The sequence below is a fragment of the Porticoccus sp. genome, assembly GCA_023261185.1.
In the GTDB taxonomy this organism is placed as follows: Bacteria; Pseudomonadota; Gammaproteobacteria; order Pseudomonadales; family Porticoccaceae; genus Porticoccus; species Porticoccus litoralis.
The window spans coordinates 1-15,489 of the sequence record JALRJN010000007.1 but is presented as its reverse complement, the minus strand read 5'-3'; the positions used below and the strand labels follow the sequence as shown (position 1 = coordinate 15,489).

Annotated in this window: 19 protein-coding genes; 12 read left to right on the top strand and 7 right to left on the bottom strand. The window is 53.8% G+C overall.

Annotation, left to right across the window (positions count from 1 at the left end):
- Positions 1-10: 10 nt before the first annotated feature.
- The 5 genes from ACYZYZ_RS00710 to ACYZYZ_RS00690 form a co-directional block, all read right to left on the bottom strand.
- Complete coding sequence (locus ACYZYZ_RS00710) at positions 11-742, bottom strand: 5-oxoprolinase subunit PxpA (RefSeq protein WP_461482906.1); 732 nt, start codon at positions 740-742, stop codon at positions 11-13.
- 22 nt (positions 743-764) lie between these two features.
- The gene (locus tag ACYZYZ_RS00705; RefSeq protein ID WP_305169054.1) at positions 765-1,583 is read right to left on the bottom strand and encodes a putative hydro-lyase; all 819 of its coding nucleotides are present in this window, start codon (positions 1,581-1,583) and stop codon (positions 765-767) included.
- 174 nt (positions 1,584-1,757) lie between these two features.
- Entirely contained in the window at positions 1,758-2,279 is a 522-nt protein-coding gene (locus ACYZYZ_RS00700) for an aminoacyl-tRNA deacylase (RefSeq protein WP_305169055.1), read from the bottom strand.
- A gap of 215 nt (positions 2,280-2,494) precedes the next feature.
- Complete coding sequence (locus ACYZYZ_RS00695; protein ID WP_305169056.1) at positions 2,495-3,826, bottom strand: ArsB/NhaD family transporter; 1,332 nt, start codon at positions 3,824-3,826, stop codon at positions 2,495-2,497.
- A 185-nt stretch (positions 3,827-4,011) separates the two neighbouring features.
- Positions 4,012-4,308, bottom strand: coding sequence for a hypothetical protein (locus ACYZYZ_RS00690; RefSeq protein WP_305169057.1), 297 nt, complete (start codon positions 4,306-4,308; stop codon positions 4,012-4,014).
- 200 nt (positions 4,309-4,508) lie between these two features.
- Here ACYZYZ_RS00690 and ACYZYZ_RS00685 point away from each other — a divergent pair, with 200 nt between their 5' ends.
- The 12 genes from ACYZYZ_RS00685 to ACYZYZ_RS00630 are packed head-to-tail and all read left to right on the top strand — an operon-like array spanning position 4,509 to position 14,231.
- Positions 4,509-5,255 carry a thermostable hemolysin gene (locus ACYZYZ_RS00685; RefSeq protein ID WP_461482905.1) on the top strand — a complete coding sequence of 249 codons (747 nt, stop codon included), beginning with the start codon at positions 4,509-4,511 and terminating at the stop codon, positions 5,253-5,255.
- Positions 5,230-6,735: an AMP-binding protein gene (locus tag ACYZYZ_RS00680; protein ID WP_305169059.1), complete on the top strand. Its 1,506-nt coding sequence runs from the start codon at positions 5,230-5,232 to the stop codon at positions 6,733-6,735. The genes ACYZYZ_RS00685 and ACYZYZ_RS00680 overlap by 26 nt, the downstream gene beginning before the upstream one ends.
- Positions 6,732-7,520: a class I SAM-dependent methyltransferase gene (locus tag ACYZYZ_RS00675; protein WP_461482904.1), complete on the top strand. Its 789-nt coding sequence runs from the start codon at positions 6,732-6,734 to the stop codon at positions 7,518-7,520. Before ACYZYZ_RS00680 ends, ACYZYZ_RS00675 begins: the two co-directional genes overlap by 4 nt.
- On the top strand, positions 7,468-8,199 hold the full coding sequence (locus ACYZYZ_RS00670; RefSeq protein ID WP_461482903.1) for a lipopolysaccharide kinase InaA family protein: 732 nt from the start codon (positions 7,468-7,470) through the stop codon (positions 8,197-8,199). The genes ACYZYZ_RS00675 and ACYZYZ_RS00670 overlap by 53 nt, the downstream gene beginning before the upstream one ends.
- The gene (locus ACYZYZ_RS00665) at positions 8,178-8,849 is read left to right on the top strand and encodes a TenA family transcriptional regulator (protein WP_305169062.1); all 672 of its coding nucleotides are present in this window, start codon (positions 8,178-8,180) and stop codon (positions 8,847-8,849) included. Before ACYZYZ_RS00670 ends, ACYZYZ_RS00665 begins: the two co-directional genes overlap by 22 nt.
- 13 nt (positions 8,850-8,862) lie before the next feature.
- Entirely contained in the window at positions 8,863-9,663 is an 801-nt protein-coding gene (locus tag ACYZYZ_RS00660; protein ID WP_461482902.1) for an SDR family oxidoreductase, read from the top strand.
- A 22-nt stretch (positions 9,664-9,685) separates the two neighbouring features.
- Complete coding sequence (locus tag ACYZYZ_RS00655; RefSeq protein WP_305169064.1) at positions 9,686-10,342, top strand: tetratricopeptide repeat protein; 657 nt, start codon at positions 9,686-9,688, stop codon at positions 10,340-10,342.
- Between the two features lie 9 nt (positions 10,343-10,351).
- Complete coding sequence (locus tag ACYZYZ_RS00650; RefSeq protein ID WP_461482901.1) at positions 10,352-11,011, top strand: response regulator; 660 nt, start codon at positions 10,352-10,354, stop codon at positions 11,009-11,011.
- Complete coding sequence (locus ACYZYZ_RS00645) at positions 11,008-12,327, top strand: ATP-binding protein (RefSeq protein WP_461482900.1); 1,320 nt, start codon at positions 11,008-11,010, stop codon at positions 12,325-12,327. The genes ACYZYZ_RS00650 and ACYZYZ_RS00645 overlap by 4 nt, the downstream gene beginning before the upstream one ends.
- Entirely contained in the window at positions 12,320-12,667 is a 348-nt protein-coding gene (locus ACYZYZ_RS00640) for a cupredoxin domain-containing protein (protein WP_305169067.1), read from the top strand. Before ACYZYZ_RS00645 ends, ACYZYZ_RS00640 begins: the two co-directional genes overlap by 8 nt.
- 19 nt (positions 12,668-12,686) lie before the next feature.
- Entirely contained in the window at positions 12,687-13,496 is an 810-nt protein-coding gene (locus ACYZYZ_RS00635; RefSeq protein WP_461482899.1) for an FTR1 family protein, read from the top strand.
- Positions 13,497-13,502: 6 nt separating this feature from the next.
- Complete coding sequence (locus ACYZYZ_RS00630) at positions 13,503-14,231, top strand: hypothetical protein (RefSeq protein WP_461482898.1); 729 nt, start codon at positions 13,503-13,505, stop codon at positions 14,229-14,231.
- On the opposite strand, the gene gloA is transcribed toward ACYZYZ_RS00630, so the two are convergent.
- On the bottom strand, positions 14,232-14,615 hold the full coding sequence (gloA, locus tag ACYZYZ_RS00625; protein WP_305169070.1) for a lactoylglutathione lyase: 384 nt from the start codon (positions 14,613-14,615) through the stop codon (positions 14,232-14,234).
- Between the two features lie 123 nt (positions 14,616-14,738).
- Positions 14,739-15,338 (bottom strand): Yip1 family protein, encoded by a 600-nt coding sequence (locus ACYZYZ_RS00620; protein WP_461482897.1) that lies wholly within the window; start codon positions 15,336-15,338, stop codon positions 14,739-14,741.
- Positions 15,339-15,489: the final 151 nt, after the last annotated feature.

Below are 15,489 nucleotides of genomic sequence, written 5' to 3'. Positions count from 1 at the left end.
GGCTCCACGCTCAAGACACGAGTTGCCTGAGTTCGCGGATCACGCGGATACTTTCCGGGTTATCCCCGTGCACGCAGAGCGTATCTGCCGCCAGCGGCAAACGCAGCCCACCGGCGGCGATGATCTCACCCGTCTCAACCAGTGACGCCACCTGTGCCAGAGTCTGTTCCCGGCTGAGTACCGCACCCGAGCAGGACCGGGGCACCAGCAATCCGCTGTCGTCATAACACCGATCCGCAAATGCTTCCAGCCACAATGGAACACCCAACGCCGCTGCTTCGCGACGATGCGCTTCAGCCTCGGGGGTCGCCTGGATCATCAGGTGCAGAGGTTGGTAAAAGCTTGCCACGGCCTCCATCACCGCCCGCCGCAACTGGGCATCTTTCATCATATCGTTGTAAAGCGCACCATGGGGTTTGACATAGGCCAGGGTTAACCCCATGGAGCGAGCCATCCCGTCCAGTGCGGCAATCTGATAATGCAAAAGCGCCGCGATTTCCTCCGGCGTATGGGCCATTGACCTGCGCCCGAATCCCTCCAGATCCCGATAACCGGGGTGAGCCCCGATCATGACCCCATGCCGCCCTGCCAATTGCAGTGTTTTGAGCATCGACATCTGATCCCCCGCATGAAAACCACAGGCACTATTGGCCTGATGGATATGAGGCATCACGGCAGCATCGACATCCAGGTCGATGCCGCCAGCACCTTCACCCAGATCAGCGTTTAACAACAGGGGCATGTTGCAATCCTCTGACCGCTGCTCATAGCACCGCCAGCTTGCTATTGGGCAAGTCGGTGACCAGCATGCAACCCGGACTATGGGTAATACACAAAGGTGGCCGGGCTGTTTCCAGGGCCACTTGCGGGGTTACCCCACAGGCCCAGAACACGGGCAGCTCTCCCTCGTGGATGCTCACAGCATCGCCAAAATCAGGACTGGATATATCGTGGATACCGATCAGGGAAGGATCACCAATATGAACTGGCGCACCATGCACTGATGGAAAGCGCGTGCAGATCTGAACGGCGCGAATCGCGTCAGCCGCCAGCATCGGTCGCATACTCACCACCATGTCACTGCTGAAACGGCCCGCCTTGCGGCAGGGAATATTGGTACGGTACATCGGGACGTTGACGCCTTCGGTGATATTGCGTATCTCCAGCCCATCCGCCAGCAAGGCTTCCTCGAAGGAAAAAGAACAGCCCAGGACAAATGTCACCAGATCATCCCGCCAGTGGTTGACGATATCCATGACCTCCTGCATCAACTCTCCACCGTGAAAGATCCGGTAGCGAGGAATATCCGTGCGGATATCCAGTTCGTCACCTAGCTCCGGCAACAATGGATCACCAACCTGAGACATGGCAATCAATGGACATGGCCGGGGGTTCAGCTGGCAGAAGCGCAAAAAGTCCGCAGCCCAATCCTCGGGCAGGATCACCACATTACCCTGCACAAACCCCTGACATTGACCCGAGGTATTGGTCTGGTATTCGCCATAGCGTATGCGTGCCCGCAATTGTTTAGGGGTATAGGCGACCTGCATGGAATGCTCCGTATACTGGGCTTTTAGTGTCATTCAACCATTTCTGCGCCCGGCATGACCATACCCTACCTGAATAAAGCCACAAATCCGTGACTGCTATGGGATAGAGCTCAAACAGATAATGACCTGAACATTCTGGAGGCATAAAAAACGGGAGAATGGGAATGGGGGACCATCCTCCCGCGTGGCAAGTGAGCAGAACGGTAATTACCCGTCTTCGGGCGGAGCCCAAAGATAGGATTTATCGCCCTGCCCACCGCGCAGGCAACTGATCGGGGCTGGCCAGGCATTGGACATCAGCCGCGAAAAATCCTTGTGACTGAGGTGAAGTAAATGGTGGTGGTCACCCCCTTCAATGTAGACATCCATGCCCGCTTCAAGCAGTGCATTGTCCACAATCACATCCATATGAAAGGCATCTCCCAGGCAGGGAATCGCCCCTTCATCGCAGTCTGGAAACAGCTGGCGCAACTCGGATTCCTCGGCAATCTCGTATCCGTGCTGACGACCGTACTCCAGCCATTCCACCACCAGTTCGTTGGCAGCAGGAATAACGCACATGGCATAGCGGTCGTCCTGGCGAACAATCACCGCTTTTGCCAGCTTGGCAGGCGGCACATGTGCCTCGCGGGCAGTCGCCATGGAAGTACTCGTATGTTCATGTCGTAACACTTCATAATTGACGTGGTGTTTGCTGAGATAATCAGCCAAAACAGGAGAGACGCCCATAAGCTAGTACCTCGTGTTAACTTACATCAACTCACTGTTTAGTATAGTTCGCCCAACCTCCGTTCCCAGCACCGCTAAATAATGGTTTGCTCTATCAGAAATGACTGTATATGACGGTCTCTGCTAGACGCTTTTCTCTTGATCAAAAAAAAGGCTGGCAACCTCCCTCCGGTAAGAGGTGTTGCCAGCCCCGAATAAACCGTATGCAGGCTTGGTTAGCGCGCCAGGCCCTCTACGTAGAGGTAGTCATAACCCAACCAGATAAAGACTGAGCAAAGAGCGAGTGTCAGCAACATTGCCGGAGTGCCCTTGCGAAACCAGAGACCGGGGGTAATCGCCAGGGCAGGATTACCCGTCTCCCTAGCCAGCCGCTCAGAGATGGTCACGATATAGACGTTGGCGGTGGAACCAATGTGGGAACCGTTGCCTCCCATGCCGACACCCATGGCCAGCGCCCACCACATGACACTGACATTCACTCCCTGAAGCTGCAGTCCCGCCAGTACGGGAATCATGGCAGCGGTAAAGGGAATATTATCGATCAATGCGGACAAAATGGCGGCAACCCAGAGGAGCAGCAGCGCCGCACCCAGAGGGTGTTCCAATATGATCGGTTTGAACTGCTCGCCGATCAGCTCCAGCAACCCACTTTTTTCAACACCGCCAATCAGAATAAACAGCGCGATAAAGAACATTAGCAGGGGTGTTTCCAAATGCCCGGTGACTTTGTCCAGGTCCACCTTACGGGACAGAAACACCAGAATAGTCAGGGCAATCGCCGCCACCATCCAGGGCTCCCATCCCAGCTTGGTGTGGTAGATAAACAGCACCACCATGAACGCCATGACCAGCAGAGACTTTTGCCACAGGCGCTTATTTTTATACTGGGCTACTGATTCAAAGTTTCCGCAGGGAATCGACAACTCACTGGGGAACAGGAAGCGCATGGCGATCAGAATACTCAACCAGGCCAGAGCCACCGGCGGGCCCATGTGGATAAAGAAAGTATTGAAGTCGATACCTGCAGCAGAACCGATCATCAGGTTGGGCGGGTCACCAACCAGTGTTGCCACACCACCGGTATCCGATAACAGTGCAGCGGCCAGCAGGTAGGGAATGGGCGATATGCCCATGGTCTGACAGATCAGGATAATCAGCGGCCCGAAGATAATGACCGTGGTCACGTTATCCAGCAACAGCGATATCACTGTCACAGCAGTACCCAAAAACACCATCAGCCGGACCTGTGAGCCACCACTGTGATTCGCCAGATATTCGGCCATATGCTCAAAGCCACCCGTGCTGATCATGATGGAAACCACAATCATCATGATTGCCAGCAGGAACACCACATTCCAGTCGATGGCGTGAAGCGCCAGTTCGGGCGAATAGAAGCCATAAATCTGGCCCGCGATAATAATGGCACCGGCCCCTGCCATGGCAAATTTAGCGCGGTTATAGCCGTGTAGATGCTCGGTAAAGATACCAAGGAAAGTCAAAATCAATATTGCCCCGGATACGATCATCGGGGTGGTGAGTTCATGCATAACACAATCTCCATTGTGAACTTAGGGGGGTAGACGCAATGCCAAGCGGGCAAGCCCGATGGCAAAAAACAACAGATAAGAGAGGAACAATGCCGTGTCGACTTCGTTCAGGCTAAATGCGATGTGGCAGAAACCGCCTGAATACTCGTCTAGTCAGAAGCCGGAAAAACAGAAAAAACCCGGCTTTAGCACTGCCTTAGAGAGAATGGGGGTGCCCGAATACCGTGAACCTGATACGTCCCACGATATGTGGCTGGTTGAACATGACAGATACTGTCAACTGTTTCAGCTTCATGCACAACAGGAAAACTGTGCGCCAGAAAAGCAAAAGGCTTATCCGTGTCATCAAGGTCGCCACCGCCGACAACCACATGACATTCCCCCGGGGTAGCCTGATTGCCATGAAACCAATCAGAAAAAACCTCGGCGCTGGCCATTGAGATGACCGCAAACAGAAGAGCGGAAATCAGCGTATTGATCAACAGGGTGTCCCGTGTAGCACATACCGACCTATGCATGCCGGCGAGGTGGACCTGGGGTGGTCCGCAGAGCGCGGATTATAGCAACTTCCCGGCACTGGAACGTAGCTCTGAAAAAAACATTTTCACCTTTTTTAACGTTAAGGGTTTCTTAAGTATTGCCAACTAATCTGACAGGCAATACACCGGAATAGGGTTTGGAAATGGCTCTTATCACGACATCAGACAACACTGCCGTCCCGGTCAGTGAAAAGCCCTCCCGCAGCCTCAGTCAATTGTTGGGGCCGGGACCACAGCTCTCATTGCACGGTCGTCAATCTGCAGACCGGCAACGGGTAGAAACTTATGTTGCCAGACAATTTCAATCCGTCTACGGCGCCAGTATCAACGAATTCATGCCGCTGTTTCTAAGCCTTGGCTGTAATGAGCAGTTAAGCGCGGTAACCGGCATCAGACCGGTCGAGGAGCAGCCCCTGTTTCTGGAGCACTACCTCGACCAACCCATCGAGCAGGAAGTGGTGCGGGTGTTTGAAACGCCCGCCAACCGACTCAGTGTCGTTGAAATCGGCAACCTCGCCGCCACCCACCGCGGTTCAAGCCAGTTACTGTTCGTGCTACTGGCCGCAACGTTGCACCGTGCCGGATTCCGCTGGATTACCTTTACCGCTACTCCCCAGGTCAGAAAAACCATTAATCGACTGGGTTTTGAGCTGCGCATTATCGATGAAGCCAAGCCGGAGCGTCTGGAGCAAAACGTCCTGAAGCAATGGGGCAGCTATTACCACACCAATCCGCTGGTGGTCGCCGGTGATCTCAACCACGCCATGCAGATTATCGGTGCAAAACGCACCTTAGGCGGCATCCTGGCCCTGTACTGCAACCAGGTTGACACCCTCGCTGCCCAGATCAAATACGGAGTCCACCATGGTCAATATCGTTACGCAGCTTGAACACCTGTATGACGAAACTCAGGTTGTCGTTCGTGATACGGCGAGAAGCCTGACACGGGGACAGCTCACAGCGACCTGCCAACAGCTGGCGAAACAACTTGAACGACGGAATATTCGCACGTTGGCATTGCACGCGGACAATGGTCTTGACTGGATTGTGATCGATCTGGCCTGTCAACTGGCCAACATCTGCATCTTGCCCCTGCCCACGTTTTTTTCGATCTCGCAATTGCAGCATGCATTAAGTGAGACGCCAGTGGATGCCGTTATCAGCGACAACCCCGCCGTGCCGGATCTGTTTCCCCAGGTGAAACACCGTGAGACTCTCAGCGAAATCCTTCCCGGCAGCAACCACCTGCAACTGCTGTTGATGGAAATGAGTGATACCCCTGCCCTGCTGCCCCAGCAAACCGGCAAGATAACTTATACCTCGGGATCAACCGGCTCCCCCAAGGGTGTCTGCCTGAGTAATTACCAGCTGCTGGAACAGGCCTCCGTGCTGGCTAATGCAGTAGCCCTAAAACACCCGAGACACCTCTGCCTGTTGCCACTGAGCACCCTGTTGGAAAACGTCGCCGGTGTGTATACACCCATCATGGCCAGCGGCGAAGTGATCGCCCCTTCCTTGCGGGAATTGGGCTTCTGTGGCAGTTCCTCGGTAGATGCCTCAATCATGACATCCGTAATCAGCCGCTATCAGCCCGACAGCCTGATTCTTACCCCACAGTTGCTGTTACTGCTGGTCAACGCTGCCAGCAAAGGCTGGCAAGCTCCGTCATCCCTGCGTTTTGTCGCTGTGGGTGGCAGTCGTGTCTCACCGGCACTGCTGAGTCAAGCATGGCAAGCGGGCATACCCGCTTATGAAGGCTATGGACTGTCCGAATGTGCCTCTGTGGTCAGTCTGAATGCCACTCGCCAGCACCGGCCCGGTAGCTGTGGCAAACCCTTACCCCACCTTGGGGTAAGAATTATTGATGATGAAGTGGTCGTCACAGGCAATCCGATGCTTGGCTACGTGAACGAACCCTCAAGCTGGGGCAACCAGGCTATTTATACAGGCGATCTCGGGTATCTGGATAATGACGGCTATTTGTTCATTAATGGCAGACGCAAAAACCTGCTGATTTCCAGCTACGGTCGCAACATCAACCCGGAATGGATCGAATCCGAATTTCTGGCCCATCCGGTATTTGCAGAGTTTGTCGTATTTGGCGATGCCGAGCCCTACTGTGTTGCCCTGCTTACACCCCGGCAGCCCGGAATAAGTCGACGCCAGCTGCAAGCGATTATTGATGATATCAACCGCTCCCTACCGGACTATGCCCGCATTTGTCAGTGGGCCATTCTGCCTGCTCCGCTGACAACAGATCGCTCACTGATCACCGATAACGGCCGGCCCAAGCGAAGCGCCATTCAGGAACACTATCGCTCCCTGCTGGATAGCCTGTATCACTCAGGGGTGGAGGAGCTCAGCGCATGACTACATCCGCCGCATACCTCGACAGGACCACTTCCCGGGCGGCGACCAACGACGTACCCCCGTCCCTGGCATTTTCCGAGAAATACGACCGGGTTCATGCTCAGCAATATTTCGACAAACACCACGAGTCCCTGTCACGCCGTTTATCCAACTGGCGGGAACAGCGTCTTGCCCGTCAATGCTTGGAAGATGCGGGCAACCCGGACACAGTGCTGGACCTTCCCTGCGGAGCGGGCAGGTTATGGCCCATGCTGGCGGAAAACATTCACCGGCAGATTTATGCCGCTGACAACTCAGGGGATATGCTACAGGTGGCCCTGGCTCACCAGCCGGAACACCTGGCAGAGCGGGTCATCCCCTTCAGAACCTCTGCCTTTGCCATTGATATGCCCGATGCTTCCGTAGACAACATTTTCTGTATGCGACTACTGCATCATGTCGCCTCGCCAGAGCATCGACTGGCTATTCTCAGGGAATTTCACCGCGTCACCCGGGATACGGTGGTAGTGTCGCTCTGGGTGGATGGCAACTACAAATCATGGCGGCGCAAAAAGCTGGAAGCAAAGCGCGGCAAATTGTCAGGAGATCACGCTAACCAGAACCGGTTTATCGTTGCCAGAAAGGAAATCGAATCAGAATTTGATGCCGCCGGCTTTGAGATTATCAACCACCGCGATTTCCTCATGGGTTATGCTATGTGGCGCATGTACATAATAAGAAAGGCAAATAATAATGAAAACCCTTTCCCCTGCTCCTCACAGCAACCCGGCCACCAACAACTTTGACGACTGGTGGCACATGAACGGAACCTGGGTTGAAGAACCAAATAAACGTCGCGGCGGCGAAAGCGGCGTCATGCGCTGCGAAGTGAACGGCGATACCTTTTTTGTCAAAAAACAGGTAGGACATATCTGCCGCACTCTGCGCTACCCGTTTGGCTGCCCCACGATTGTTCGCGAAGCCCACCGCCTAGGTATCTGCGAACAGCTGGGAGTCGTGACCCCGGAAGTGATCTACTGCGATAACCGCATGGAAAATGGCGAAGCACAGGCTGTTCTGGTTACACGGGACCTGGCTGGTTACGAATGTGTCCAGGACTGGTACAACAATGAGCCAGATGGACCCATCAAGGACCGTGTGCTGGATGCCGTCTATCGACGGCTGGCGGAAACCCTGGCCAAACTACACAACCAACGCTGGCAGCATGGCTGCCTGTACGACAAACACGTGTTCTTCCGGATCAAGCCCGGTGAAAACACTGATGTGGATATCGCCCTCATCGATCTCGAAAAGTGCCGTCGCCGACTTTCGGTGGCCCGTGCTTCTGAACGGGATGTTCGGCAAATGTGTAGACACATGCCGGGATTGGATGGCCCTCACTGGCACTCCTTTGTGGAGGCCTATACACAACATATCAACCTCAAGTCAGGTACAGACAAAAAATGGCTTTCTTTAACACACTGAACGAACAAACTCTGTCAGCGCGACAGCATCTGCTAAGCGCGCCTATCATTCAAAAGGCATTGGCGGGAAATATCACCCTGGACGAATACATTGGTTTTCTCGAGCAGGCCTACCACCATGTCAAACACACCACTCCATTGCTCATGGCAGTGGGGTCGCGCTTGCCAGAAGACAAGGAGTGGCTGAGAGATGCCGTGGCGGAATACATCGAGGAGGAAGTCGGCCACCAGGAATGGATTCTCAATGATATTGCTGCCTGTGGTTACGACAAGGAAGCGGCCCGACACAGCACGCCACACCCGGAAACCGAGCTGATGGTCGCCTACGCCTACGACACGGTGACGCGCATCAATCCCCTCGGCTTTTTTGGCATGGTTCAGGTACTGGAAGGCACCAGTGTCAGCATCGCTGAAAATGCTGCAGATAAGATCAGGGAAACGCTGAACCTTCCCAAGAAAGCATTCTCGTACCTTTATTCCCACGGCTCTCTGGATCAGGATCATGTGAAGTTTTTTGAGAACCTGATGAACCGTATCGAATCTCCAGAAGAACAGGCGCAGATCATTCATTCCGCCAACATGTTCTACCGACTATATGGCGATATTTTCCGTTCGCTCTCCGATGGGCACGGAATTCCCCTGGCCGCCTGAGGTCTTCATCTCTATGAAACTACAGAATAAAACCGTGCTGCTCACCGGAGCTTCAGGCGGTATCGGTCGTACAGTGGCTAAAACTCTGGCACGTCAGGGCGCGCATCTCTTACTGGTGGGGCGCCGTACGGACAGTCTGAACATCCTGTTGGAAGAACTACCAGGGCAACACCGGGCCATCACAGCAGACATTTCCAGTGATGAGGGCCGACAGCTGATTGCCACCCACTGCCAGGAATCCGGGGGTATCGACCTGCTTATTAATCTGGCCGGCACGCTGGATTTCAGCTTTTTTGAATACCAGTCAGACGCCACCATTGAGCAGATCATCACCACCAATCTGCTGTCACCCATGCTTCTGACACGCCGCCTGATACCGCTACTGAAAACCCGTGAAGAAGCCGCCATCATCAATGTCGGCTCCACATTCGGCAGTATCGGCCACCCAGGTTTTGCCAGTTACTGTGCCAGCAAATTTGGCCTGAGGGGTTTTTCCGAAGCGCTGTGCCGGGAACTGGCGGATACGCCCATAAAGGTGTTTTACCTGGCCCCCAGGGCCACCGATACCAGTCTGAACTCGACGGCTGTCAACGACCTGAATCAGGCCCTCGGCAATAAAACCGACTCACCCCAGCGGGTGGCCGATGCACTGGTGGAACTGGTGACATCAAACCGCCAGCAACACTACATGGGATGGCCGGAAAAGCTGTTTGTGCGAATCAATGCCCTGTTTCCCGGCATCGTCCACAGCGCTCTGGTCAAAAAAATTCCCGTAATCAGAAAGTACACAGAGCACCAGCTCGAGACAAAATGAATACCAGATGGAGAGCCTTACCATGAAGTCACGTTTTTCAACTCTGATGGCAGCTGCTGTGACCCTGCTTACCCTGTCTGCCACCCCGGCCTGGGCGGGTATCACCGAGGATATTTCCAACCTGCAACACCGTTGGGCAAAGGTGAATTACGAAATGAACGGCAAAGCTCAGTTATCCGCCTTTGAAACACTGACCAGTGATGCTGACAAGGTGGTAGCCAGTTACCCGGATCAAGCCGAACCATTGATCTGGCGCGGCATTATCAAGTCCACCCACGCAGGAGCCAAAGGCGGTCTCGGCGCGCTGGGTCTGGCCAAGTCTTCCAAAGCTGACCTGGAAGCGGCCATGAAAATCAACGCGGATGCTCTGGATGGTTCTGCCTACACCAGCCTCGGCACCCTGTATTTCAATGTACCCGGCTGGCCTATCGGTTTTGGCGACGACAAGAAGGCCGAAGAGTTGCTGCAAAAAGCGTTGTCCATCAACCCCAACGGTATTGATAGCAACTACTTTTTCGGTGACTATCTGATCTCGAAGAAACGGTACTCTGAAGCCAAAACCTATCTTCTCAACGCCAAAAATGCTCCTCCCCGCCCCAACCGCCCTCTGGCCGACAAGGGGCGTCAACTGGAGATCGATGCAGCCCTGGCCACCGTAGAGAAAAAACTCAAGGACTAATCCTGGCTAATGCAAGTTCTGCTGGTTGAAGATGACAGGCCCCTGGCCCAGGGGCTGCAAACTGCACTCCGCAAGCAGGGCTATTCCGTCAATCATGTGGAGACCGGCGATGCCTGTCTTCATGTGATTGTCACCGAACCCCCGGATATCATCATCCTCGACCTGGGTCTTCCTGATATGGATGGCCTGAAGGTACTAAAGAAGATTCGCGACAAGCTGCAGACCCTGCCGGTATTGCTGCTGACAGCCCGGGACTCCGTCGATGATAAGGTCGCCGGGCTTGACAGTGGCGCCGACGATTACCTGGCCAAGCCTTTCGAAATGACCGAGTTACTGGCTCGGCTCAGAGTATTGGAACGCCGCCTCGGCACGGTCAAATCCAATCTTATCCAGATTGGCGAAGTAGCGCTCGATACCAGCAATCAGGAAGTATTTTTTCGCGAGCAACCCCAGGAGCTTTCCCGCAAGGAATACATGTTGCTAAAAAGCCTGATGGAGAATGCCGGTAAAGTACTCACCCGGAGTACCCTGGAAACCCGACTCTACAGCTGGGGGGAAGAGGTTTGCAGCAATGCCCTGGAAGTTCATATCCATCACCTGAGAAAAAAACTGGGTTCTGACTTCATCAAAACAGTTCGCGGTGTCGGTTATAAGGTCGCACCGCCGTGAGCTCCATCAGGCTGTTCCTGATTGCCTCTATATTGGCAATCCTTACCCTGTTCAATTTTGTCGCTGCCCTGCAGGGTTACCAGGCCAGCCTGAGGGAAGCGGAGCAACTGTTTGACAACCAGCTCTATCAGACCGCCAAACTGATTGCCAACCTGCATACTGAGCAGATACAGACACCTCCCAGCCCTCAAAACAACCTGGCCTACCAGGTGTGGCATAACAACCAGCTGATTGCCACCTCAGCACCCAGCCTGCGCCAACCGATTATCGAGTTGCTGCCCGGATTTGATCACGCAAATTTCAACGGCTATCGCTGGCGAACATTGGTTTTCTACGACGACAACCACAACAACTGGATCATCGTCGCAGAGCGCAGTGACTTGCGCTACATGCTCGCGGAAAGCGTGATCACTCAGGCCGTGCTACCCATCCTGCTGGGCATTCCTTTGGCCGGCCTGCTGATCTGGCTGATTGTGAGCCGGGGCCTGAAGCCGTTGCGGGATCTTTCCGAACAACTGAAAAACAAGCAAGCCAATGACCTCACCCCCATAGCCATACCGGATCTGAAAAGCGAGCTTAAACAGGTCAACCACTCCATTAATGCCCTGATGCGCCGCCTCGGCAGTGCACTGGACCGGGAAAAGCGTTTCACCGCCGATGCTGCACACGAGTTGCGCACCCCCATCAGTGCCCTCAAGGTACAGCTGCACAACCTGCGGGAGGAAGTCCCTCAGGGTAATGAAGCCTTTGCCCAGTTGGAGGCCGGCGTTGAACGGATGCAGCACTTGGTGGAGCAACTCCTATCCCTGTATCGTTCGACGCCGGAAGAGTTTTCCCATCAAATGACTCGCCTCAACCTTTACGAACTAGCACAGGAAGTCATTGCCAACCAGCACCATGATTTTGAAAAATGCAATCAACTACTGGAACTGGAAGGTGATAACTGTTTTGTAGAGGGAGACCCGTTTGCCCTCACCACGCTGTTGCAAAACCTGCTCAGCAATGCCAACAAATACACCCCACCTGGCGGGCAGATTCGGGTCACGACAGAGGCTGTCGGTGGCCACATTTGCCTGAAAGTTGAAGATTCCGGTCCGGGTATTTCACCCACGGATTACAGCAAGGTGTTCGAGCGCTTTCAGCGCCTAAGTCATATTAAGGACGTGGCTGCTGTTCAGGGTTGTGGCCTCGGGCTTACCATTGTCAAACACATTGCAGACCTGCACAACGCACGCACCAGCATCGCACCATCCAGTTTTGACACAGGAACGGCGTTCATTATTCTGTTTCCCCGGACACCAGACAGCCATGACTAGAATCATCAGGTACTACTTACGCTTCGCACTGGCAACCCTGTGTATCCTGCTGGCCCAAACTTCCATGGCAGGTACACCAGTGATCGAGCTGAGGATCAAAGATCATCTATTTTTCCCCGAGACTCTGGAAATTCCCGCAGATACCAAGGTCAAGCTGCTGGTGATCAATGAAGACCCTACACCGGAAGAATTCGAGAGCTATGAACTGAACCGGGAAAAAGTCATTCCCGGTAACCGCAAGACCGTCATCTTTATTGGCCCATTGCCTCAAGGGGAATACCCATTTTTCGGGGAGTTTTACCCTAAAACCGCACAGGGAAAAGTGGTGGTGACCCCATGAATATTGAGGCAGATATTCCATGTTCTTGAATTCGGTAGTTCTGATACTCCAGGAAATTCTCGAAGCGGCGCTGCTGGTAAGTGTGCTGATGGTCTTCAGTCGCCTAGATGAAAGGAGGCCTTACTGGCTGCTCACAGCACTCAGCGCTGGCTTTGCTGGATCACTGCTGCTCTCCCTAAACATGGCCAACGTGTCCGAATGGTTTGATTACGTGGGCCAGGAAGTCGTCAACGCCAGTATGCAGTACGCAATCACACTGCTACTGGCCCTATTTGCATTTTCCATGTCCGGCGATCGGTCACCGGGGCGACAACGGTTAGTAACCATCTGCATGGTGGCCAGTGTGGCATTTTCCCTGACACGGGAAAGTGCGGAGGTATTTATCTATATCGAAGGAGTGTTAAGCCAGCCATCGCACCTACAGCCGACCTTGACGGGTGCGGGCATTGGCGCGGGCATTGGCATCAGCGTGGGCATACTCCTCTATTACAGCCTGTTCTGGCTGCCACGGTGCTGGATAACGTCCTGTTGTCTGCTACTACTGGCCCTGATTGCCGGGAATATGTCTTCTCAGGCGACACTGCTGCTCACACAGGCCGACTGGCTGCCTCCTACTGCAATCCTTTGGGACAGTGGCCACTGGTTGCCGGAAAACTCCATACCCGGTCATTTGCTATATGCACTTGTCGGTTATGAAGCAACGCCTTCCGTACTTCAGGGCGTAGCTTATGCTGCAGGCATCATTCTTGTGGCTTTGATGGGCTGGCTTGGCAGCCGACAGCGACATCTCAAACGCCAGCCCCTGCTGGCAGACAGAAAGGAGGATTGACTGCCAATGATATTTCCTGCCATTCGCCTCCCGAGTTCAGGTTATGCACCCTTTGTCCTTCTGGTGTTCTCCGGTCTGGCAATTGCTGACGGCAACTCCGTTGACAAAATTTACCACCCCTATGTAGATGCCCTCGAGCAGGAATTGGAGTGGCGGGCCATCTACCAGGATGACCAGCCTGGACAGGAAGATAACCTGCAACTACACCGCTTTTCTTACGGGCGCGCCTTTGGTGATCGCTGGTTTGGTGAAATCTACCTGACCGGGGAACAGTCAGAAGACACCGGTTTCAAGCTGGAAGCCTATGAGCTCGAAGCTAAATGGCAGCTCACTGAACAGGGTGAATTCTGGGCGGACTGGGGCCTGCTATTTGAGCTTGAAAAGGAATCCAACGAAAGTATCTGGGAGTTCTCTACCGGCGTACTGGTGGAAAAGGAATGGGGGCGCTGGAGCGGTACCGCCAACTTCCTGGTCAGCCAGGAGTGGGGCTCGGATATCGACGATGAAATCGAAACCTCCCTGGGCTTACAAACCCGCTATCGGCTATCCCGATGGCTGGAACCCGCCGTTGAGTTTTATGCCGGACAGGACACGAAGGCACTTGGACCAGTGCTTATGGGTGACCTGAAGGCTGGCATCCGCCGCAACCTGCACTGGGAAATAGGCTTGATTTACGGGCTCGATGAAGACAGCGCCAACAACACCTTCCGGGCGCTGCTGGAATACGAATTCTGATCAGTCTTCAGACAACAGCTCAACCTTGTAGCCGTCCGGGTCTTCCACGAAGGCCAGCACTGTGGAACCGTGCTTCATCGGACCCGGTTCGCGCACCACTTTGCCACCGGATGCACGGATTCGCTCACAAGCTGCATAGACATCATCGACGCCAATGGCAATATGCCCATAGCCATTACCCAGGTCATAGTGTTCGGTATCCCAGTTATGGGTCAACTCCAGCACGGTATTCTCTGCTTCCCCACCGTAACCCAGGAAAGCCAGAGTAAATCTCCCTTCGGGGTAGTCATTGCGACGCAGTAACTGCATACCCAATACATCCCGATAGAAGGCAATGGATTTTTCCAGATCACCCACTCGCAACATGGTGTGTAACAAACGCATTTTCAGCCTCCCAATCACTGTTCCCACAATGCCCCACTCTAACGAATGCCGTCACCACAACACAAACACAGGGCAACAAAAAAGCCGGGCAATAGCCCGGCTTCTTCATAACAATATTGTTTTCTAGTTGGTAAATACCGGCGCGGCGACATATTCCCACAGCAGCACGGTGGCTACCAGTACCACCACCACGTAGACCAGCGCCATAGCAAAAACGGCACTGGCGTACAGGAAGCCCTGATCTTCCGGTACGTGCATGACATCGGGAATACCCAGGTACATGAGACGAATGGCATAACTGCAGGCCGCGGTGGCCAGTAACAGGTCAAACCACCAGACGGGGTAAACCGCAAAAATTCCCGCCAGGAACACCGGGCTGCAACACAGTCCCATGAACACAAAACCCTTGAAGGAGTTGACTTCGGCGTTATAAGTCTTTGACATCCAGCCAATCATCCAGCCGATAAAGATCAAAGCCCCCATCAGGGCAAAGTAGAACAAAACCACCAGCGGTATGGCGCTACCCTCGGTAATTCGCACTGGTTCATCGCCGATAATGGTCCAGCCGAACTGAGTTGTGCCAATGTAGAAACCAATGGCCGGCAGCATGCCCAGAAAAATGAAGTAGATACTCATGCGCTTGAGGGTTTCCTCAGGCAGAGCGCCAATTTTTTTCCATTCAGTCTGCGGATCGTAAAGCAACCCAACAATGTGTCCTAACATAATATCCCCGTGTTTCTATTTTTGCTGTTGGTTAATAACAGGTTGTGAGAACTACTTTTTACCCCGTAAGTACCCATTCTTATACTCTTGAAGTCAAACCCATGAATTGATCAAAGTCAACTAAGCCACAGGCAATTAGGGTATTCGTATT